The organism is Stenotrophomonas sp. Steno-Z10-BAI, assembly GCF_056393115.1.
On record NZ_JBWJOZ010000007.1, the window covers coordinates 102,124 to 121,099 of the forward strand.

Sequence of the window (18,976 nt, forward strand, 5' to 3'; positions counted from 1 at the left end):
GGGATTGTCCATGACTGTTGCAGCGCCCCGTATCCGTATGTTGATCGATGGCCAGTTCATCGAATCGGCCAGCTCGCAGTGGCAGAACGTGGTCAATCCGGCCACCCAGGACGTCCTGGCCCAGGTTCCGTTTGCCACCCCCAGTGAAGTCGACGCGGCCGTCGCCTCGGCCAAGGAAGCCTTCAAGACCTGGCGCAAGACCCCGATCGGCACCCGCGCGCGCATCTTCCTGAAGTACCAGCAGCTGATCCGCGAGAACATGAGCGAGCTGGCCCACATCCTCAGCGCCGAGCAGGGCAAGACCGTGCCGGATGCCGAGGGCGATGTGTTCCGTGGCCTGGAAGTGGTCGAGCACGCTGCCGCGATCGGCAACCTGCAGCTCGGCGAGCTGGCCAACAACGTGGCCAACGGCGTGGACACCTACACCCTGCTGCAGCCGCTCGGCGTCTGCGCGGGCATCACCCCGTTCAACTTCCCGGCGATGATTCCGCTGTGGATGTTCCCGATGGCCATCGCCACCGGCAATACCTTCATCCTCAAGCCGTCCGAACAGGACCCGATGGTCACCATGCGCCTGGTCGAACTGGCGCTGGAAGCCGGCATTCCCAAGGGCGTGCTGAACGTCGTGCACGGTGGCGAAGACGTGGTCAACGCGATCTGCGACCACCCGGACATCAAGGCCGTTTCGTTCGTGGGTTCCACCCGCGTCGGCACCCACGTGTACAACCGCGCCTCGCTGGCCGGCAAGCGCGTGCAGTGCATGATGGGCGCCAAGAACCACGCCGTGGTGCTGCCGGACGCCAACAAGGAACAGAGCCTCAACGCGATGGTCGGTGCCGCCTTCGGCGCGGCAGGCCAGCGCTGCATGGCCGCCTCCACCCTGGTGCTGGTGGGCGAAGCGCGCGAGTGGGTGCCGGACCTGGTGGCCAAGGCCAAGACGTTGAAGGTCAGCGGCGGCAGTGTCGCCGGTACCGATGTCGGCCCGGTGATCTCCTGCGCCGCGCGTGAGCGTGTCGAAGGCCTGATCGCCTCGGGCGTGGAGCAGGGCGCCAAGCTGGTGCTCGACGGCCGCAACCCGCAGGTCGATGGCTTCGAGAAGGGCAACTTCGTTGGCCCGACCATCTTCGCTGGCGTCAAGCCGGGCATGCGCGTGTACGACGAGGAAATCTTCGGGCCGGTGCTGGTGATCCTGGAAGCGGACACGCTCGAAGACGCCATCGCACTGATCAACGCCAACCCGAACGGCAACGGCACTGCACTGTTCACCCAGTCCGGTGCGGCCGCCCGCAAGTTCCAGGAAGACATCGACGTCGGCCAGGTCGGCATCAACGTGCCGATCCCGGTGCCGGTGCCGCTGTTCTCGTTCACCGGCTCGCGTGCCTCCAAGCTCGGCGACCTGGGCCCGTACGGCAAGCAGGTGGTGATGTTCTACACCCAGACCAAGACGATCACCTCGCGCTGGTTCGATGACGAGACGCTGGGTCATGGCGTCAACACCACCATCAGCCTGAAGTAAGCAACAACGGAGTTCGACCATGAGCCACTCGATGACGACGGAACTCGACGAAGCGCAGCAGGCCTATAGAGAGGCAGCGCGTGACTTCGCCCAGGCCGAACTGGCGCCGCACGCCGCGCGATGGGATGCGGAGGGCATCTTTCCGCGCGAGGCGATCGCCAAGGCAGGGGAACTCGGGTTCTGTGGGTTGTACATGGATCCCGAGGTCGGTGGCAGCGGCTTGAGCCGTCTGGACGCCGCCGTCGTCATCGAGGAGCTCGCCAATGTGGATCCGTCCACGGCGGCCTATGTCAGCATCCATAACATGGCGTCGTGGATGGTGGCCAAGTGGGGCCAGCAGAGCCTGCGTGCCGCGTGGGGCGCAGACCTCTCCTCCGGCACCAGGCTGGCCTCGTACTGCCTGACCGAGCCGGGTGCCGGCTCGGACGCGGCCTCGCTGAAAACCAGCGCGGTGCGTGACGGCGACGATTACGTACTCAATGGCTCCAAGGCCTTCATCTCCGGCGCAGGTGCCACCGAACTGCTGGTGGTGATGGCGCGTACGGGTGGCCCGGGCGCGGGCGGCATCAGCGCGATCGCGGTGCCGGCCGATCTGCCGGGCATCAGCTACGGCCGCAAGGAAGAGAAGATGGGCTGGAACAGCCAGCCGACCCGTGGCATCACGTTCGAGAACGTGCGCGTGCCGGTCAGCCATCTGCTCGGCGAGGAAGGCAGCGGTTTCAAGCTGGCCATGAAGGGCCTGGACGGCGGCCGCATCAACATCGCCGCCTGTTCGCTGGGCGCTGCCCAGGGTGCACTGGATGCCGCCCGCCGTTACATGGGCGAGCGCCGCCAGTTCGGCAAGGCGTTGTCCGAGTTCCAGGCGCTGCAGTTCAAGCTGGCCGACATGGCCACCCAACTGGTCGCCGCCCGGCAGATGGTGCACACCGCCGCGCGCAAGCTCGACGCGGGTGCCAGCGATGCCAACGTGTGGTGCGCGATGGCCAAGCGCTTCGCCACCGATGCCGGTTTCAACATCTGCAACGATGCGCTGCAGATCCACGGCGGCTACGGCTACATCCGTGAATACCCGATTGAACGGCTGCTGCGCGATTCGCGCGTGCACCAGATTCTGGAGGGCACCAACGAGATCATGCGTGTGATCGTGGCCCGCCACCTGCTCAACACTGAAGAGGAACTGCGATGATGGAGTGGCGCCAGCATGATCATGTCGGCCTGAAGGTCGAGGCCGATGGCCACGTCGCGGTCATCACCCTCAACAATCCGCCGGCGCATACCTGGACCGTGCACAGCCTGTCCGCGCTGCGCGATCTGGTCGGCGCACTCAATGCAGACCGCGATATCTACGCGCTGGTGATCACCGGCGATGGCGAGAAATTCTTCTCTGCCGGCGCCGACCTGAAGCAGTTCGCCTCCGGCGACAAGGCCGCCGCACGCGAAGCTGCACGTCGCTTCGGCGAGGCGTTCGAAGCCCTGTCCGGGTTCCGTGGTGTCTCCATCGCGGCAATCAACGGCTACGCGATGGGCGGCGGCCTGGAATGCGCGCTGGCCTGCGACCTGCGCATCATCGAAGAACACGTCCAGGTGGCGCTGCCGGAGGCCACCGTCGGCCTGCTGCCGTGCGCCGGCGGCACCCAGAACCTGCCGCGTCTGGTCGGCGAAGGCTGGGCCAAGCGCATGATCCTGCTGGGCGAGCGCATCGATGCGGATACCGCACTGCGTATCGGCCTGGTCGAAGAAAAGGTCGCCAAGGGTGAAGCCAAGGCGCTGGCGCTGGCCTGGGCGCACAAGGCCGGCAAGCAGAGCCCGACCAGCATCGCCGCGTGCAAGACGCTGGTGCAGGCCACCCGCAGCGGCACCCATGCTTCGGCATTGGTCGCCGAGCGCGAGGCCTTCGTCGATCTGTTCGACAGCGCCGACCAGGCCGAGGGCGTGAACGCCTTCCTGGAAAAGCGCACTGCGCAATGGAAAAACGCATGAGCACCGCCGTCGCCCATGACGAGGCGCCGGTGCTGTTCGAAGAGCGCGCCGCCGGTAATGGCACGCGCATCGGCATCGCCACGCTCAACGCCGCGCGCACCCTCAATGGGTTCTCGCTGCCGATGGCGCACCTGCTGCGTGAGCGGCTGGAGGCCTGGGCCGTTGATGACGGCATCGCGCTGGTCGTGCTGCAGGGCGCGGGCGAAAAAGCCTTCTGCGCCGGCGGCGACCTGCACAGCCTGTACCGCAGCATGGTCGACTACCGCGAGAGCGGAAAGACCGACATCCGCGACAACGCCTACGCCGCTGAATTCTTCGACGTCGAGTACCGCGTCGACTACGCGATCCACACCTATCCCAAGCCGATCCTGTGCTGGGGCCATGGCATCGTCATGGGCGGCGGCATCGGCCTGATGTCCGGCGCCAGCCACCGCGTGGTCAGCGAGCGCTCCAAGCTGGCGTTCCCGGAGATCACCGTCGGCCTGTTCCCGGACGTGGGCGGCAGCTGGCTGCTGCCGCGCGTGCCCGGCCACGGCGGCTTGTTCCTGGCCCTGACGGGGGCGCCGCTCAACGCAGGCGATGCGATCTACGCCGGCCTGGCGGATATCCACATCGCCGAGGCACAGCGCGAGACCGTGTTCAACGCGCTGGCGGGCGTGCACTGGAGCCGCGAGGCAAAGCGCAACCACGAACAGTTGACCGCACTGCTGCAGCAACACGCCAGCGATGCGGCCACCGGCCCATTGCTGCGCAATGCCGCCACCGTGGATGCGCTGTGCGCCGGTGACGACGTCGGCGCGATCGTCGAGGCGATTCTGGCGCTGGAGACGGACGACCCCTGGCTGAGCACCGCGAAAGCCACGCTCGCCGCCGGTGCGCCCGGCTCGGCGCGGCTCGCGTTCGAGCTGCAGCACCTGGCCGAGGGCGCCTCGTTGGCCGAGGTCTACCGCATCGAGTACATCGCAGCACTGCATGCGGCGGCCCACGGGGATTTCGCCGAAGGCATCCGCGCGCTGCTGATCGACAAGGACCGCACCCCGAAGTGGCAGCCGCGCACGCTGGCGGACGCCACGGCCGAGTGGGCCCGCACCTTTTTCGTTTCGCCGTGGTCCGATGCTGCGCATCCGCTGGCCGACCTCGGTGCCACCGTCCCTGAAAGGAGCCACGCATGAGCCGTATTGCATTCATCGGGTTGGGCAACATGGGTGGCCCGATGGCCGCCAACCTGGCCAAAGCCGGTCACGCCGTGCGCGTGTTCGATCTGGTGCCGGCTGCCGTGCAGGCCGCCGTCGATGCCGGCGCCACCGCCGCCAGCTCCGCGCTGGATACGCTGACCGACGCCGAGATCGTCATCTCGATGCTGCCCGCCAGCCGCCACGTGGAAGGCGTTTACCTCGGTGACGATGGCCTGCTGGCCGATATCCCGGGTGGCGCGCTGATCATCGATTGCAGCACCATCGCCCCGGCCACCGCCCGCAAGGTCGCCGAAGCGGCCGCGGCGCGTGGCCTGCAGATGCTGGATGCCCCGGTGTCCGGCGGTACCGCAGGTGCACAGGCCGGCACGCTGACCTTCATCGTCGGTGGCGAAGCCGAGGCACTGGAGCGGGCGCGCCCGCTGCTGCAGGCGATGGGCAAGAACATCTTCCATGTCGGCGCCAGCGGTGCCGGCCAGGTGGCCAAGCTGTGCAACAACATGGCGCTGGGCGTGATCATGGCGGTGACCGGTGAATCGATCGCGCTGGGCGTCGCGCACGGGCTGGACCCGAAGGTGCTCTCGCAGATGATGGCGGTCAGCACCGGCCGCAGCTGGGCCACCGAAGTGTGCAACCCGTGGCCCGGCGTGCTGGAAAACGCCCCGGCCTCGCGCGGCTACAGCGGCGGTTTCGGCAGCGATTTGATGCTCAAGGACATGGGCCTGGCGGTGGAAGCAGCGATGAGTGTCGGTGCCTCGATCCCGCTGGGCGAGCTTGCCCGCAACCTGTATTCGATGAACCACCAGGCCGGTCGCGGCAAGCTGGATTTCTCCAGCGTGGTGCAGCTGATCACGCACGACGAATAAAGGCCGGATCCGGTAGTGCCGGCCGCTGGCCGGCAACGACGGTAACCCAGGTAGGCAACGACCGTTGGTCGTAGCAGCCGAACAAGATGCATCCCGTGGTCAGCCACGGGATCCACCGCGGTGGGATGGGCGGTTGCCAGACGTTCGCGTCAGGCAGCCGCCCATTTTTTTATCGGGTCACTCGGCCGTCGACGGCACGCGCGGCAAGTCCCGGCAGCGTGCCTGCATGCGCTCGCCACCGGGTGTGCCAGCGCGGATCTCCCCGTCCTGCAACCACCCGTAGATTTCGCGCCGCACGCGATACGCCGCATCCGCTGACTCGACCACGTCTGCATTGTCGCTGGCGAGCGGGGCACCCGGCAGCGCCGCCTCCGGGATCGTGCCCAGGACCGCCAGCTGCGTGCACAGACCGGCGTAGTAGGCCGTGCGCTCGTCAACTGCACCGCGATCACCGGCGGCGAAGCCCAGGGCATGGAAGGTCTCATGAGCGACCAGGTCCACGAGATTGGCCTCGGTCCGCGCGCGCGCTTCGTACACCCGCATGGCCAAGGTCAGATGCGGCACGCGGAAGCGCAGCGATCGGGTGCGCAGGTCCAGGCGCATTCCGTGGGGCACGAGCAGCGCCGTATAGGCCGCGCGCCGGTCGGGATACCACTGCTGCGCGTGGCGTGCAGCGGCATCAATCAGGGCGCAGGCATCGGTAGCCGGCAGGGTCGCCGGCGGATAGGCCGCGATCCGGATGCGGGTTGCCGCGTCAGGACAGGCATAGGTCTCTGGCAGCCCGGGCGCAGCCGTGCCGGGCAGATACAGATCGGTCACCACATGCACGAACCCGGCGCCGCGGACGAGAGACAGCGCGTTCATCCCGTTCGAGGCGATCGCCTCGGGTGGCGCGATGGGAGCCGTAACACAGCCCCCCAGAAAACCGCTGAGCAACAGCGCGGCCAGAATCCTGTGCATGTCCGTTTGCCAGTGAGGATCGTCTGGCCAGTCTACCGGTGGCGACGGGGCTGTGTGCCCGTCGCCACGGCAGGTCATGCGGAGGGGATCAGACCACCGTCAGCGTCACGTCGATGTTGCCGCGGGTCGCATTCGAGTACGGGCACACGATGTGCGCCTTCTGCACGAGCTCTTCGACCTGCTCGCGCGGCAGGCCCGGGACCGAGATCTCCAGCGCCACTTCGATGCCGAAGCCGGTCGGGATCTGGCCGATGCCGACCTTGCCGGTGATCTGCGTTTCCGCCGGCAGGGCGACCTTGGCCTGGCCGGCCACATACTTCAGCGCACCCAGGAAGCAGGCCGAGTAGCCGGCGGCGAACAGCTGCTCCGGGTTGGTGCCCGGGCCGCCCGCACCGCCGAGCTCGCGCGGGGTGGAGAGCTGGATGTCCAGCACGTTGTCGGAGGAGACGGCGCGGCCGTCGCGGCCGCCGTTGGCAGTGGCCTGGGCGGTATACAGAACGTTGGCAATGGACATGGAAATCTCCTGCGGAGTGAAAGGGGGTGGGCCAGATGGCAGGTGTACTGTGCGCGCCCGCCTCGTACTTGTGGCAACATTTCGTCCAGAAAACTTGATCTGGAGTCCGCCATGGTCGACCGACTGCAATCCCTGCTGGACCGTTTCGCGGTGTCCGCCGAGGTCTTCCACGCCGGCGCGCTGTGCGGCATCAACGATCTCCCGGCAGACGGTGAGCGCGGTCAACTGCATCTGATCCGCGACGGCGATGTACGCGTCGAGCACCCGGATGGCAGCACGCTGCAGATCACCACGCCCAGCGTGCTGCTGTACCCGCGCCCGCTCGCGCACCGCTTCGTCACCGATGCCACGCGGGGCGCGGATTTCGCCTGTGCCAACCTGCAGTTCGAAGGGGGCGCCAACAACCCGGTCGCCGCTGCGCTGCCGCCGATCGTGTGCCTGCCGCTGGAGGGCTTGTACGGCGGCCAGCCGGTGCTGTCACTGCTGTTCGAAGAAGCCTTCGCACAGCGCTGCGGCCGCCAGGCGCTGTTGGATCGCCTGTTCGAAGTCGTGCTCATCCAGATCCTGCGCGCGCTGATGGAAAGCGGTCAGATCCGCGTCGGCCTGCTCGCCGGCATGGCCCATCCGCGCCTGCGTCACGCGCTGGTGGCGATGCATGAAGCGCCCGCCGACGAGTGGACGCTGGAGTCGCTCGCGCAGCGCGCCGGCATGTCACGCAGCGCCTTCGCCGACAGCTTCCGCGACACCATCGGCAGCACGCCCGGCCACTACCTGCAGGGCTGGCGCACCCGCCTGGTGCAGCAGGCGCTGCGCCGCGGCCAGCCGCTCAAGCGCATCGCCATCGACGTGGGCTACGGCAGCGAAGCAGCGTTGTCGCGCGCGTTCAAAGCGCAGACCGGGCAGTCGCCGCGGCAGTGGAAGCAGGGCAGTGTGGCCGCCGAACGATAACCCGATGCACACCGGCGTCGCTCAGATCGCCCACTCCCGATCCGTCGTGAACATGATCGTCAGCCACCGGTCCGGCGACTCCTCGCCCAGCGCCTCACCGATCTCATCGCGCAGCCGGTCCCACTCGATCAGCGCCCGCGGCGGATCATCGGCGCGCACCACGAAGAACAGTTCGATCTGCTCACCGCGCCCGACCTTGGCCACGTAGCTGCGGTACTCCAGGAAACCATGCCTGGCCACGATATCGCGCGCCACCTCGTCCACGTGGGTCTGCAGATCCAGCGGCGTGATCAGCAGGATGTCCGACAGCGCCTGGCGCACCGTGCCCATCGGCGCGACGACCACGAACAGGCAGACCACCAGCAGGATCGCCGGGTCGATGTACGGCACCAGCCACGCCCACTGCGTGCCACCCAACACATAGCCGCCGACGAAGGCGACCAGATACGCCGCCGACATGCTGGCCGCGACCACCCAGTTCTTCGCATCGAGCGCGATGAAGTCCGAGCCGATCGACCGGTTCGCCCGGCGTACGAACAGTGCCAGCCCGGTTTCGGCCACGATCGAAATCACCGCGAACAGGATCGCCGGCCCCAGCGCGATCTCGCGCCCGCCGGACATCAGCGCATCCACTGCATTGACCGCCGCATACAGCGCCGCGCCGATCATCAACGTGCCGCTGACCCCGAGCACGATCGGCTCCAGGTGCCAGAAGCCCATGGTGAAGCGCTGGTTCAAGCGCGACTGCAGGGTATCCACATGGGTCGACAGGCTGATCAGGCGCACCACCAGCAGCGACAACCAGGTCATCACCACGTCGATGAGCCCGTAGATGCCGTCGAAGATGATCAGCGAGGAGTTGGCGAGCAGGCCGAAGGCCACCGCGGCGGCGGCCATCGCCAGCGATGCGGCGATCGACAGGCGCAGGACGCCTTGTTCGGTGGTGGGGTCGAAGCTGGGCAGGCGGAGTGCGGGCATGGATGCCTGGGAAGGGCGTGCAGAGATGCATTGTCTACTGCCCTCATTGCAGCCGGGTACTCCGCGAGCCCTCCGACGGCCGCAATAGCCCTCGGGCAGCATTCATCGGAAGCAGGTAAACTATTGATTGCGCTGGCAATGCCAGTGAATCCAGATGCACCTGCAGCCGATGACCATCCAGCCCGCCACTGACGCCGCCGCGCGTTATACCGCCTCCCTGCGCCTGTCCGTCGCCCCGATGATGGACTGGATTGACAGCCAGTAATACCAAGGGTTTCGGGGGTTGTGGTACACCAGTGGTACGTCGGCGCTTCAGAGTAATCGCCTGCACACATAGAAAGGCCGCCCTCAGGCGGCCTTTTTCGTTACGGGTCAGGAGGCCTTGGCTTGGCGCTGTGCGTCCCACCAGCTGGCCACGTCTCGCGTGTCGTAGACGTCCCCGGTCCGGGCCGGGAGCAGCCCGGCGCTGTGCTTGTTGGCCATCGTCTTGAGCTTGCTTCCCGGGAAGTAGGCATCCCGCAGCTGCTCGATGGTCATGGTCGGGCCGAATTGACCGAACAACAGCCAGAAGGTGCCAAACCCATGCGGCGTCATGCGTCACCGCCTGCAAGACGCAAGCCCAGCTGCACCACGTTGGCGCCCGAAATTGGCGGGGCGTCGAACCGGGGCTGCAGGCTGTGCATCTTGTGCCAGTGTGCCCAAGCGAGGTCGAAGCTCGGGTACTTCGTGGTGCGGCTGCATCGGCATTCGAGGAAATGGCCACCGCGTGCCTCCAGCCGGCGACCGTCGAGGATGTAACGCGCGGCATGGCCCGCCGGGCACGCTGGCACAGTGCGCGGGGGTGTCATCTGTTGCTGGGTCATGAGCGCGCCTGTCCCTCGGAGCTGGCGGCTCCGCCTGCGGCGAAAGAAGGGTGCAGCGGGAGTGGGCACCAGTCGGGGATGGGCGTGTTTCTGCCGTTCTCGGCGCGCTGCAGGGGCAACTGCTGGAACTCCATCTTGGAGCATTCATGCCGGCCATAGTGATACTGCCGGTAGGGGCATTGAGCGCAGGAGGGGATTGGAACGTGACGGATCATGGCCGCGCTCCCTTGGCGGCGAGGTGACGTTCGATTGCATCGGCGTGAGGCGAACGTTCGGGGTGCGCCGCAAATCGAAGCACTTTCATGATCCGCTCCATATCCTCGACCGGAACCAGCACCTGCCCAGCTGGCACGTCGGCCAGAGCCGCCGCGACGGCAGCAACGTAGGTGCCCTGGCCAAGCGGGGATGTGCCGGCAAGGATGGCGGCTGCGACATGGGGCAGGCCGGCTTGTTGATACTCGCCCGCGAGAAAACGGCGGGCCAATTCGATGTCAGCCATTGCCACGCCCTCCAAAGATGTCGCCGAATATGTCGGTGAAGGCGCCACCGCCCGGGCCGCTCTCACGCGGCTGCAGCCGCACCACCTCATCCCGCAGACGCCGCGCCGCATGGGTGAGCTTCAACACGTCTCGCGCGAAGGCCTCACGATTGATCGTCATCCCATCCAAAACGCGCTGCGCGCGCGCCTCAATGCTTGCCAGATCAGTCATGGTCGAAGCCCTCCGCGACGCTGCGGGCGGCATGAACAAGGTGAGGGACGGTGTCGCAGTCGATACGGTCGAGCGCCTGCGCGATGGTGTAGTCCATCTCGGTGAGCCAGTCGTGTCGGTTAAGTACCAGGGCGGCCGTCAGGGACTCGCCGGTGGAAAGAGCGCCGGTATGGCCCACGCGCTTTGCGGACAGTGCCACCTCAATTACACGGTCGAGATTCACGCAGCACCCCCTGCGCGGCGCACAGCCATCTGCGGGCGGCGGCGCAGCCGCTGGGGTATCTGACCCACGGCGAGGCCGCTGTGGCGACGCTGTGCGGGGCGGGTGACCCACAGGCGGTACATCGCAGCCCCGGCGGCGGGAAGGGCCAAGCACATGAGCACGAGGGCGAGGAAATCAGCCATGGGCCACCTCCGTTGCGCTCACGCCGACGCTGACCAGCGCATCTGCGACGTGAACGATCTCGGTCCCGAGCAGGTCCGCAGCCCGCTGAGCGTAAGACCGGCTGCATGACAGATACAGGAACCCCTGCCGCTGCAGCCGCTCTCCCATCAGCTGGACGTCTTCAAGGTCGATCACCTGTCGCAGGCCATGCTTCGCCGCAATAGCGGCGGCGTGCAGGCTCTTACCGCTGCCCTGAGGGCCATAGACCACGACGGACTTAGCCATGGACCACCTCCTGTGCTGCCTGGGCAACCGCCTCGGCGCACGCCTTTCTGCTGGGGAGCATGTTGGCCAACGCATACGGGAAGGGGAGGCGGTCCCCCAATTCAGCCAGCTCGGCCGAGATCCACTTCGCGTCGGCTTCGAATTTCTCGGTGCCCTTGGTGAGTACCCACCCGGAGGCATGTCCGCGCCGGCGCTCCAGCACGCGCTGCGCCGTCCTCACGCCGCCCATGTTCAGGGTGGCGGTGGCGATAACCTTCCCATGGGTTACGTGGAGCACCACCGTCGCGCTGCAGTCGCCTTGGGCTCCCATCTCAACCCCTCCAATCCCCACACCCGTGATAGCCTCCGCTCCGGGCCCGGTGCTGGATGCCAGCGGGAATGTGGGGGTGTCTACGGCCTCGCCGTTCATCTTTTGCATGGTTCTCTCCTGAACTTCTGTTGGTTGACGGCCTTGGGGTGGTGTTGTCGCACCGCCCGCCGGCCCACTTCTGTTGCGCCTTGCGTTACTGCTTTTTGAACACCCAGCACTTCACCGTGAAGCTGCTGCCGAGCATCGTGTTGCGGATGTTGCTGTTCACTGCCGTGTTGGCGCTGATGAGCTTGTAGCGCCGCGAATCGGTCAGGTGCTTGCGCAGGTCGACCAGGTCCGGAACTGCCTGACCGTGCTTGCTGGCCGTGGCCACGAACTCGTTGAGGTTGATGGCGATCTTGTTGGGGTCGCGCGAGTGGTTGAGCATCGGGCGTTCGCCGTTTGCCAGGCCTTCGAGATACTCGTAGGTTTCCCAGAACTCGTTGACGATCTTGTGGTCTGCGCTGATGGCCATCTGCCGTTCCATCGCTGCAGCTATCAGGGCTTCGCGTGTGGCGATGACCATGTGGTCGGGGATATCGATGACCAACCGCAGGCAATCCAACAGGGACAGCATCTGAGCGTGGTTCTTGATGACGCGCTCAAGTCGCAGTTCGGTCTTCTCGCGAAGCCCAGCTTCGAAGACGGTGACCCGCTCCTTGAACTTATCCAGCACCTTGGACTCAGCGCGCACGGCTTTGATCAAGAAGTGGCTCAGGTCTTCCACCTGCAGCGCATTGAGGTTGTCGGCTGCAATGCGGCTGGCATCGGTGACGTTGGGCTTGCGGAAATGCAGTTTGACGATACGAGTCAGAATCGCTTCGCTGGCATCGACAGGTGCGTTCTGGCTGATGACGATCGTGCCCCTGAAGGGAGGCTCATAGGTGTCGTTGCCGCCGTTGCGAACGCCGCGTGTAGCCAACGTGCCGCCGCCGAAATAGTCCTTCAGCTCATCCCATTCGAACGACTTGGAATGCGACTTGTCGGGCGTGTCGCGGTCAGCTTCCAGGAGAACCACCGGCATGCCCGAACTCTGGCCCATGGCGCGGGCGCGGCCGGCCTTGGATGACTTGGCCGGATCGAAGCCCTCATAGTCGCTGCGGGCAAGCAGCTTCCACAGGAACGTCAGTAGCGTTGTCTTACCCGCGCCTGCTTCACCGGTGGCTTCAAGGAAGGGGAACGACTTGTGTGCACTGCGAATCTGGTTGGCGAAGAGAGAGCCGAACCAGAAGGTCAACGCGATGATGCCGTGGGTGCCAAAGCACAGCCACAGCCACTCCAGCCAATCCGTGCGGAATGCCTCGGCATCGCGCTGAATATCCATGCGGATCGACTTTTGCGTGGTCTTCAGGCGCAGCTTGTTGAACTCGAAATAGTCCTCGGCGTTGGCAAGGCTGATCTCGCCTTTGCGCACGGCGATGTCGCCGAAGATGTATGCGCCGTGGTCCGGGCTGAACCCCACGAAATCGACGGTATCGACGGTTTTGATGTTGAACAGCTGGTCTTTCATCATGCGATCCAGTTGACGGCCCGAGCCGCTGAACACCGCGCCCTGGGCCAGGCTGATGATCCGCTTCTTGAACTCGGTGGCGCTGGCGACCTGGGGGCCGGTGAAGGTGCCCTTCACCGAGGGCGCGTCGTGCGGGAAGTCCACGCGGAAGAAGTACCAACTTTCGTCTGTGGCCTCATGGCGCTGGAAGTACAGGGCTTCCGGGTAGCAGTTGGCGATCTCGCTCACAGACGCAGCTGCGCGCTGGATCTTGGCAATCTCTTCCTCTTCCAACTCTTCATCGTCGGCCAGCTGGCGGGTGTCTGCCCGGTCACGGCACAGCTTTTCGAAGCGGAGCGCGTCGAACTCAAACCAGTAGAGGCGCGAGTGGTGCTCAAGGTGGAAACCAGCCTGCTTGTCGCGCTCGTAGACGATCAGCCCCTTGTCCATGGCAGTACGAGCGGTGAGCAGGTCACCGTGATACCGGGCGTCGACAATGTCGGCATCCCACTGGGCCTGCTGATCCTCAGCGGCCAATGCGCGCAGGTGAAGATCGTTCCAATCGACCTTCTTGCCGTCAGGTTGCTCGATCTGAGCAGCCTTGCAGCGGAAGCCCATCTTCTCGGCCCGGCGAATGTGTTTGAGCGTATACGCCCGCGCCCCCGGCTCGTTGTCCAGTCCCCAAATCAGGGTAGGTAGGTTGCCAGGGCGAGCGGCGGTCAGCTCGCGCAGGGAGGCCTCCGGAAAGGCGTTGCTGGACATGGCCGAGACAGCGCAGTTCCCGCGCTGCAGGTGGGCAATGGAGTCGAAGATGCCCTCCACGATCCAGACCTCGCTGGTCTCACGCATCGCAGTCAACGCGGCAGGCGCGGCCCACCACACGCCGGCATAGCTCTGGCCGGGTGCGAAGCGCGCCTTCTGCTTGCCGAAGCGATGCGGGCGGTCGATCAGTCGTTCCCAATAACCGCCCTTGGCCAGTGCGAAGCGCACGGTTGCGGTGCCAGCGGAAAGCTTGCGGTCGTAGTAGTCGTCCTGCGTGTAGATGTCCTGCAGAGGCTTGATGTCGAAGCCGCGTGCGGTCTGCAGGTAGGCGTCGGCGGCTGCGTTCGGCTTGGCGGGGGTCTTTTCGTACCGCTTGGAGTAGTCGTCGAAGAGGTCGTCGTACAGGTCTTTGACGTACACCTCCTGGCCGCACTTTGCCTGACGCCCGCAGCGCAGCACCCACGGCTTCTTGAAGCTGGTGTACAGCTCCTTCTTGCCGCAGTGAGGACACTTGCCGCCGCGCATGTACTCGGTGCTCGGCCGGTGCTTGAGGCCGTAGTCCTGCTGGATGCGCTGCAGGACTTGGTCGCGAATGTCTTCTTGCATGGCCAGATCAGCCTCTAGCCGCGGATGAGGCGGGGGTGTTGGTGTGGTGCATGGCTCTCTCCTGAGCGGGGTGCCCTTGCCCTGTGGCGTTGTCGCGCCGCAGGGCTGGGTGTTACGGGCTTACTCGTCTGCCGGTTTGGAACGGCTGAGAATCTGATACATGTCGTCGCGGATGTACTCGGAGACAGCAGCGGTGTGTTTCGGGTCGATGCCGTGCTCCTTTGCCACCTCTTCGGTGATGGTGGCCAACAGGTCGCAGGCGTGAGCTGCGCGCCAAAGGCGTTGATAGTCACCGCCGCCGATCAGCTGCGCCCCTCGCTCGTCGTCGCGCTGGGCAGGACCAGGGTTGCGGAGCGGTGGGGTGTGGTCATTGCGGTTGGCCATCAGTGCACTCCCGTTGAGGTATCGCCTTCGCTGCTCAGCCATGCGAAGAAGCGCGCGGCCTCGCCGTGGGCGAGCAGGAAGATGGCTTGACCGATCTGCAGGCTGTGGTCGGCTGCAGGGCGAATCAGATGGGAGTACGCGGCCACCATTGAGACGCAGACGTTCGACTCGGCATGTACGCAGGACACGTACACGCAATTCTTGTCCGTGGAGGCGCGCACGACGATGCCGGGGCTGGCTGATGCCAGATCAATCACGGGGCGCAGGTTCGGGTGCTTGGGAGCGGCCATCAGTGACCTCCCCGCTGCGCGTCAGTGCGGGCATGCACTGCCGGGCTTGATGTGGCGCCATAGGCGTCCAGTACGTCGCCGAGCGTGATCGACAGGGCGGACTTGCCCGTACCGACGAGCCGGGCGATCAGCGCCTGGTAGTCGTCGTGGGACCATTCGAGGGTGTCGGCGATGAAGCCGAAGACGGCGGCGATCTGCCGCGCGGGGGTACTGCGGGACGCAGGTGTGGCGTCATTGCTCATGGTGCGCATACTCCATCGTGTCGAGGAGTCCGCCACCGCCGAGACCAATCGGAGGTGGTGGACGACGCGGAGTTGGTCTACCGGGAATATGCGCAACCCGGCGGGGCCGAGGCCCCCACCGCGCCGCCCACCATAAGAAGGCTGGGGGCACACGCGCCCGGCACTCTGGCCAGGCACAAAAAAAGCGCCTGCAGGTGTCATTGGCGCTTTCGCGCGCATTTCATTCAGGAGACCAATCCCGGTCGCCGAATTGGCGGCGACGTGTGAATGTTTGCTCCGTCCATGGGCATGTGTCAAGGGGAAATGATGGGATTTGCGGGGGATGTTCAGAACGTGCACAGCGGTCATGCCTTTGCCGGAGCAGAGTTGGGTGCAGTCAGCACCTGATAGGCGCCGCCAGCCGCGATATGCGCTGTGACAGCGGCGCGTAACGCGATTGCGTCGCGCTGTTTCTCAGCGAACGACACGTGCTTATCGCGGGGGGGAGATGTGACCAGGGCGGGTTCCATGGCCGTGGCCCAACCGTCTCGATGTGTCTTTTGGCGAATCATGGGCAGCACTCCATCGCTGGCGACAGAGTCGCCAGTTCGTTTTCGTAGTTCATGAGCGCCTTACTCAGGCGGTGGGGTGTTCGGTGCAGCCGCGAGCAGCGTCAATCGCGTCGAGCAGGTCCAGCTGGATGTATCCCTTGCCCGCCTTCCATGCCAGCTGCATCTGAGCGCGAAGGAAACTGGGCGTCGGAGGCAGCTCGCTCGGCAGCGCCGTCGGCACGCCGCTGGGGCTGGCAATGCCGGTCAGCTCGGAATGTCCGCTGTAACTTGCGCCACACAGCGGGTTTTCGCACATGTAGACATCGTTCCGAAGGTACTTGTGCACGAGCGTGCTGGTGCGTTTGATGAGGCGCGAATCGCACGACTCACAAGAGAAGATCACTCGCCCGCCAGCGACCGCACTCATGCCTTCTTACCCTTCGCTGACTTCGCTGTGGACTTCCGCGCGGGTTTGCTGGGTTTCGTGCAAGAATTGGGAACGTGCTTGATGCCGAGTGCGACGGCGGCAGCGTGAGAGTTCCCGTAGGTTCCCTTGCCCACCCCGCGCAACGCATCATTCACAGCATGGCGGCAGAGGTCGTTTTGCTCGGCGAATGCAGTGACGGTGACGCCGTTGTCGCGCAGCCACTGGCGGGCCTCTTCGGGTGTTCGCAGCTTCTGCCGAGTGGTGCGTCGTGTGGCGGCCATTCCGTTTCCCCGTGTTGAGCAAAGAGTGAAAGATGTTTCACTATGGTAGGTGAAAGATATTTCACCAGTCAAGGAGGTTTGAGCGTGAGTGTGGGTCTTAGGCTGAAGGAAGAAAGGAAGCGACTGGGCCTGACGCAGGAGGCCATGGGCATTGCCTGTGGCGTCAGCAAGCGCACACAGATTTTTTACGAGACAGACAGCGTCGGGGCGAGCGCGGCATACCTCGCTGCGGCTCATGATCTCGGCGCGGACGTGACCTACCTGCTGACCGGCAAGCGCGAGCGGCTCTCGCCGGAAGACAGCGAACTGCTCGCAACGTGGCGCGCCGCCCAGCCGGCCGCGCGAGCTGCGGCGATTGCGACGCTCACCGGCGATGTAGCGCACAGTTCCGCCGCTGCGGCCGCGCCCAGGACGCAATTCAACGATGTCACCATCGCCCAGCAAATCAGCGGAGATGTGGACCTGAGCGGTCAGAAACTGGTGATCAAAGCACCGCGCGGTGGGAAGAAGCCCGCCCACTGACACAGTTCGGTTTTTGAGATTCGTGTCCGCTAACACAGGGGGCGTCTAGGAAGGCGCGATTCTCAATGTGAAGGGCTATGCGCAGTTGTGGTTGCAGTTGTGGTGGTGAAGAACGGTCGGTGTGCAAATGTGGTGGCAGCACCATTTTTGAAGGGGCCGTAATCGGTCAGGTGTTCACAGGACATGTCGAGATTCGATGTCCTTTGGCGCACCACGATCCTGACGCAGCTGCCACACCGGTCAAAGCGGAGCATGCCCCCAGTACACCGCTGGCCACCGCACTGCTGACCATTGCCATCTGGCAGGCATGGATGGCGCTGCCGACCAGCGGCTTGGACCCGAGCGCGCACGCCGCCCATGCCGGGTTCTTCCTGATAGCCGGTGTTGCCGCCAAGTACGCCACAGGTGCGCGCCTGCGCACCGCGATGCGGCACGCGGTGCGCTGGCTGCGCCGGATCGACTAAAAAGCCGGAAGCGTCTACTGCTGCGATGAACTGGCTGCACCGGCGGCCGTTTCCATTTCAAGACTGGTCGTGAAGCCGCCGTCACCGGTGATGGTGTGCGTCGCCTTGGATACCAGCCAGTCGTCACCGTCGATCTCGGGCTTGAACCCGCTCACGCTGATCGATTGCTCCGGGTATACGTCTGGCCGGCCGAGGGCGAGTGAGATGCTCAGGGTGGCGGTGCCACGGTCAGAGCGCTGCAGCTCGGCCGTGGCGCGTTGACGTGCCTCGGCCTCGGTCGCGTAGGTGGGCTGCATCTTCTTCTCATTGGTGCTCTTGCCGACCAGCACCGATTTGCGCCGCGCTGCTTTGTGATCGTTCCAGTACGCGCGCACGCCGGTGTATTTCTCGCGGTCGGCGACGCTGTAGCGGTGCTGGTCGCCTGAGGCACGCGAAATGGTGGCGGCCGGCAGCTGGATGCCGCTCGGAGTAGTCCCGCTGCCGATGGGTGAGAACACCAGGGTACCGGCCTTGATGGTGGCCACCGCATCAAATCGTTTGCCCAGCCGCGTGAGCAGATTCACGTCGCTCTCGTTGGCCTGATCGAGGTGCGGCACGGCAATGCTGGCCAGTGCGGGTGAGATGGCAGTCTTCAGCGAGTGCTCGCCGGCGATGGCGTCGAGAATCTCGCCCACGCTGGTGCCGTGCCAGCTGCGTTCACGACGGTTGCGCATTGCACCGGTGAGGTCTGCGCTGCGTGCGCGAACGCTGATGGTGTCGGGCGAGCCGCTGTGCTCCACCTCATCCACGATGAAATCTCCCTTATTGACCAGGCCGGTGCTGCGCCAGCCTAGCGCCACCTGCAGGATGACGCCCCGGCGCGGGAGCGCCATGCGGCCGTCATGGTCGTGGATGCGCAGGTCGAGCTGGTCGGCATCGTCGCTGCGACTCTCGGTCAGGCTCAGATCGAGCAGGCGCGGTGAGATGCGGTCCGTGAGGTCTTTACCATCGAGCACGATGCGCCATGCAGGGATCGGATAGGACAGGGCCATTACTGCTGACCCTCCGCCGTGGCGTCATCCACACGCACGAGCTGCAGTTGAAAGTCGATCAGCCGCGGAGTGCCATCGCTGAACAGCTCTTTGCGTGTCTCGTTGATCGACACGATGACGTAGCCCCCGTAAACGCGCCCGGTACCCTCCACCAGCGCCTGTGGAACGCCCTCTGAGGCGAGGTCGCGCAGTTCGTCCAGGCCCTGCAGGTCGTTGGCCAGCTCGGCGCTGATCGTTCCCTGTAGGTCAATGGTTTCATCGCCCGGTCCCACGTACTGCCGGGCCGGGCGAGCGCCTACGCGCTTGCTGCTGCTGTGCTCCCACGTCATCTGGCGCTGCAGCTGATCGTAGGCGACGGTCGAGAGGGAGAACACGAAGGTCCCGTAGCTCATCATCATGGT

Annotated in this window: 27 protein-coding genes; 8 read left to right on the forward strand and 19 right to left on the reverse strand. The window is 65.3% G+C overall.

Annotated elements, in window-relative coordinates; translation table 11 throughout:
* The first annotated feature begins 10 nt into the window (after positions 1 to 10).
* From AC06E9_RS16240 to mmsB, 5 genes are read left to right on the forward strand one after another with little or no spacing between them, the layout of a single operon-like run.
* On the forward strand, positions 11 to 1,516 hold the full coding sequence (locus tag AC06E9_RS16240; protein WP_123731117.1) for a CoA-acylating methylmalonate-semialdehyde dehydrogenase: 1,506 nt from the start codon (positions 11 to 13) through the stop codon (positions 1,514 to 1,516).
* Positions 1,517 to 1,535: 19 nt separating this feature from the next.
* Positions 1,536 to 2,702 carry an acyl-CoA dehydrogenase family protein gene (locus AC06E9_RS16245; protein WP_478050214.1) on the forward strand — a complete coding sequence of 389 codons (1,167 nt, stop codon included), beginning with the start codon at positions 1,536 to 1,538 and terminating at the stop codon, positions 2,700 to 2,702.
* Complete coding sequence (locus tag AC06E9_RS16250) at positions 2,699 to 3,496, forward strand: enoyl-CoA hydratase (RefSeq protein ID WP_478056413.1); 798 nt, start codon at positions 2,699 to 2,701, stop codon at positions 3,494 to 3,496. The genes AC06E9_RS16245 and AC06E9_RS16250 overlap by 4 nt, the downstream gene beginning before the upstream one ends.
* On the forward strand, positions 3,493 to 4,668 hold the full coding sequence (locus tag AC06E9_RS16255; RefSeq protein ID WP_478056414.1) for an enoyl-CoA hydratase/isomerase family protein: 1,176 nt from the start codon (positions 3,493 to 3,495) through the stop codon (positions 4,666 to 4,668). The genes AC06E9_RS16250 and AC06E9_RS16255 overlap by 4 nt, the downstream gene beginning before the upstream one ends.
* Positions 4,665 to 5,555, forward strand: coding sequence for a 3-hydroxyisobutyrate dehydrogenase (mmsB, locus tag AC06E9_RS16260; protein ID WP_152152923.1), 891 nt, complete (start codon positions 4,665 to 4,667; stop codon positions 5,553 to 5,555). Before AC06E9_RS16255 ends, mmsB begins: the two co-directional genes overlap by 4 nt.
* Positions 5,556 to 5,732: 177 nt before the next feature.
* Here mmsB and AC06E9_RS16265 read toward each other — a convergent pair whose 3' ends face one another.
* Positions 5,733 to 6,515, reverse strand: a complete 783-nt coding sequence (locus tag AC06E9_RS16265; RefSeq protein WP_461770808.1) for a hypothetical protein — start codon at positions 6,513 to 6,515, stop codon at positions 5,733 to 5,735.
* 88 nt (positions 6,516 to 6,603) lie between these two features.
* Positions 6,604 to 7,029 (reverse strand): organic hydroperoxide resistance protein, encoded by a 426-nt coding sequence (locus AC06E9_RS16270; RefSeq protein ID WP_019185509.1) that lies wholly within the window; start codon positions 7,027 to 7,029, stop codon positions 6,604 to 6,606.
* A gap of 111 nt (positions 7,030 to 7,140) precedes the next feature.
* Here AC06E9_RS16270 and AC06E9_RS16275 point away from each other — a divergent pair, with 111 nt between their 5' ends.
* Positions 7,141 to 7,977: an AraC family transcriptional regulator gene (locus tag AC06E9_RS16275; protein ID WP_121044246.1), complete on the forward strand. Its 837-nt coding sequence runs from the start codon at positions 7,141 to 7,143 to the stop codon at positions 7,975 to 7,977.
* Positions 7,978 to 7,998: 21 nt separating this feature from the next.
* On the opposite strand, the gene AC06E9_RS16280 is transcribed toward AC06E9_RS16275, so the two are convergent.
* The 15 genes from AC06E9_RS16280 to AC06E9_RS16350 form a co-directional block, all read right to left on the reverse strand.
* Complete coding sequence (locus AC06E9_RS16280) at positions 7,999 to 8,955, reverse strand: cation diffusion facilitator family transporter (RefSeq protein ID WP_102788854.1); 957 nt, start codon at positions 8,953 to 8,955, stop codon at positions 7,999 to 8,001.
* A 372-nt stretch (positions 8,956 to 9,327) separates the two neighbouring features.
* Positions 9,328 to 9,549 (reverse strand): hypothetical protein, encoded by a 222-nt coding sequence (locus tag AC06E9_RS16285; RefSeq protein ID WP_478056415.1) that lies wholly within the window; start codon positions 9,547 to 9,549, stop codon positions 9,328 to 9,330.
* Positions 9,546 to 9,818: a hypothetical protein gene (locus tag AC06E9_RS16290; protein WP_478056416.1), complete on the reverse strand. Its 273-nt coding sequence runs from the start codon at positions 9,816 to 9,818 to the stop codon at positions 9,546 to 9,548. Before AC06E9_RS16290 ends, AC06E9_RS16285 begins: the two co-directional genes overlap by 4 nt.
* 211 nt (positions 9,819 to 10,029) lie before the next feature.
* Positions 10,030 to 10,317: a hypothetical protein gene (locus tag AC06E9_RS16295; RefSeq protein WP_478056417.1), complete on the reverse strand. Its 288-nt coding sequence runs from the start codon at positions 10,315 to 10,317 to the stop codon at positions 10,030 to 10,032.
* Positions 10,310 to 10,528 (reverse strand): hypothetical protein, encoded by a 219-nt coding sequence (locus AC06E9_RS16300; protein WP_478056418.1) that lies wholly within the window; start codon positions 10,526 to 10,528, stop codon positions 10,310 to 10,312. The genes AC06E9_RS16295 and AC06E9_RS16300 overlap by 8 nt, the downstream gene beginning before the upstream one ends.
* The gene (locus tag AC06E9_RS16305; protein ID WP_478056419.1) at positions 10,521 to 10,751 is read right to left on the reverse strand and encodes a hypothetical protein; all 231 of its coding nucleotides are present in this window, start codon (positions 10,749 to 10,751) and stop codon (positions 10,521 to 10,523) included. The genes AC06E9_RS16300 and AC06E9_RS16305 overlap by 8 nt, the downstream gene beginning before the upstream one ends.
* Positions 10,748 to 10,933: a hypothetical protein gene (locus tag AC06E9_RS16310; protein WP_478056420.1), complete on the reverse strand. Its 186-nt coding sequence runs from the start codon at positions 10,931 to 10,933 to the stop codon at positions 10,748 to 10,750. The genes AC06E9_RS16305 and AC06E9_RS16310 overlap by 4 nt, the downstream gene beginning before the upstream one ends.
* A complete protein-coding gene (locus AC06E9_RS16315; protein ID WP_478056421.1) occupies positions 10,926 to 11,198 on the reverse strand; it encodes a hypothetical protein in 273 nt (90 codons plus the stop codon). The genes AC06E9_RS16310 and AC06E9_RS16315 overlap by 8 nt, the downstream gene beginning before the upstream one ends.
* On the reverse strand, positions 11,191 to 11,616 hold the full coding sequence (locus AC06E9_RS16320; RefSeq protein WP_478056422.1) for a hypothetical protein: 426 nt from the start codon (positions 11,614 to 11,616) through the stop codon (positions 11,191 to 11,193). The genes AC06E9_RS16315 and AC06E9_RS16320 overlap by 8 nt, the downstream gene beginning before the upstream one ends.
* 85 nt (positions 11,617 to 11,701) lie before the next feature.
* On the reverse strand, positions 11,702 to 14,404 hold the full coding sequence (locus AC06E9_RS16325) for a toprim domain-containing protein (protein ID WP_478056423.1): 2,703 nt from the start codon (positions 14,402 to 14,404) through the stop codon (positions 11,702 to 11,704).
* A 120-nt stretch (positions 14,405 to 14,524) separates the two neighbouring features.
* Positions 14,525 to 14,788 carry a hypothetical protein gene (locus tag AC06E9_RS16330; RefSeq protein ID WP_478056424.1) on the reverse strand — a complete coding sequence of 88 codons (264 nt, stop codon included), beginning with the start codon at positions 14,786 to 14,788 and terminating at the stop codon, positions 14,525 to 14,527.
* Positions 14,788 to 15,078 carry a hypothetical protein gene (locus AC06E9_RS16335; protein ID WP_478056425.1) on the reverse strand — a complete coding sequence of 97 codons (291 nt, stop codon included), beginning with the start codon at positions 15,076 to 15,078 and terminating at the stop codon, positions 14,788 to 14,790. The genes AC06E9_RS16330 and AC06E9_RS16335 overlap by 1 nt, the downstream gene beginning before the upstream one ends.
* Positions 15,078 to 15,320, reverse strand: coding sequence for a hypothetical protein (locus AC06E9_RS16340; RefSeq protein WP_478056426.1), 243 nt, complete (start codon positions 15,318 to 15,320; stop codon positions 15,078 to 15,080). The genes AC06E9_RS16335 and AC06E9_RS16340 overlap by 1 nt, the downstream gene beginning before the upstream one ends.
* Positions 15,321 to 15,935: 615 nt before the next feature.
* Entirely contained in the window at positions 15,936 to 16,277 is a 342-nt protein-coding gene (locus AC06E9_RS16345) for an ogr/Delta-like zinc finger family protein (protein ID WP_478056427.1), read from the reverse strand.
* On the reverse strand, positions 16,274 to 16,558 hold the full coding sequence (locus tag AC06E9_RS16350) for a helix-turn-helix domain-containing protein (RefSeq protein WP_478056428.1): 285 nt from the start codon (positions 16,556 to 16,558) through the stop codon (positions 16,274 to 16,276). Before AC06E9_RS16350 ends, AC06E9_RS16345 begins: the two co-directional genes overlap by 4 nt.
* A gap of 84 nt (positions 16,559 to 16,642) precedes the next feature.
* On the opposite strand from AC06E9_RS16350, the gene AC06E9_RS16355 reads away from it, so the two are divergent.
* Positions 16,643 to 17,080, forward strand: coding sequence for a helix-turn-helix domain-containing protein (locus AC06E9_RS16355; RefSeq protein ID WP_478056429.1), 438 nt, complete (start codon positions 16,643 to 16,645; stop codon positions 17,078 to 17,080).
* Positions 17,081 to 17,283: 203 nt separating this feature from the next.
* Positions 17,284 to 17,544: a hypothetical protein gene (locus AC06E9_RS16360; RefSeq protein ID WP_478056430.1), complete on the forward strand. Its 261-nt coding sequence runs from the start codon at positions 17,284 to 17,286 to the stop codon at positions 17,542 to 17,544.
* A gap of 14 nt (positions 17,545 to 17,558) precedes the next feature.
* On the opposite strand, the gene AC06E9_RS16365 is transcribed toward AC06E9_RS16360, so the two are convergent.
* Together AC06E9_RS16365 and AC06E9_RS16370 are read right to left on the reverse strand one after the other, a co-directional pair.
* Positions 17,559 to 18,569 carry a phage late control D family protein gene (locus tag AC06E9_RS16365; protein ID WP_478056484.1) on the reverse strand — a complete coding sequence of 337 codons (1,011 nt, stop codon included), beginning with the start codon at positions 18,567 to 18,569 and terminating at the stop codon, positions 17,559 to 17,561.
* Between the two features lie 5 nt (positions 18,570 to 18,574).
* Positions 18,575 to 18,973: a phage tail protein gene (locus tag AC06E9_RS16370; RefSeq protein ID WP_478056431.1), complete on the reverse strand. Its 399-nt coding sequence runs from the start codon at positions 18,971 to 18,973 to the stop codon at positions 18,575 to 18,577.
* Positions 18,974 to 18,976 lie beyond the last annotated feature (3 nt).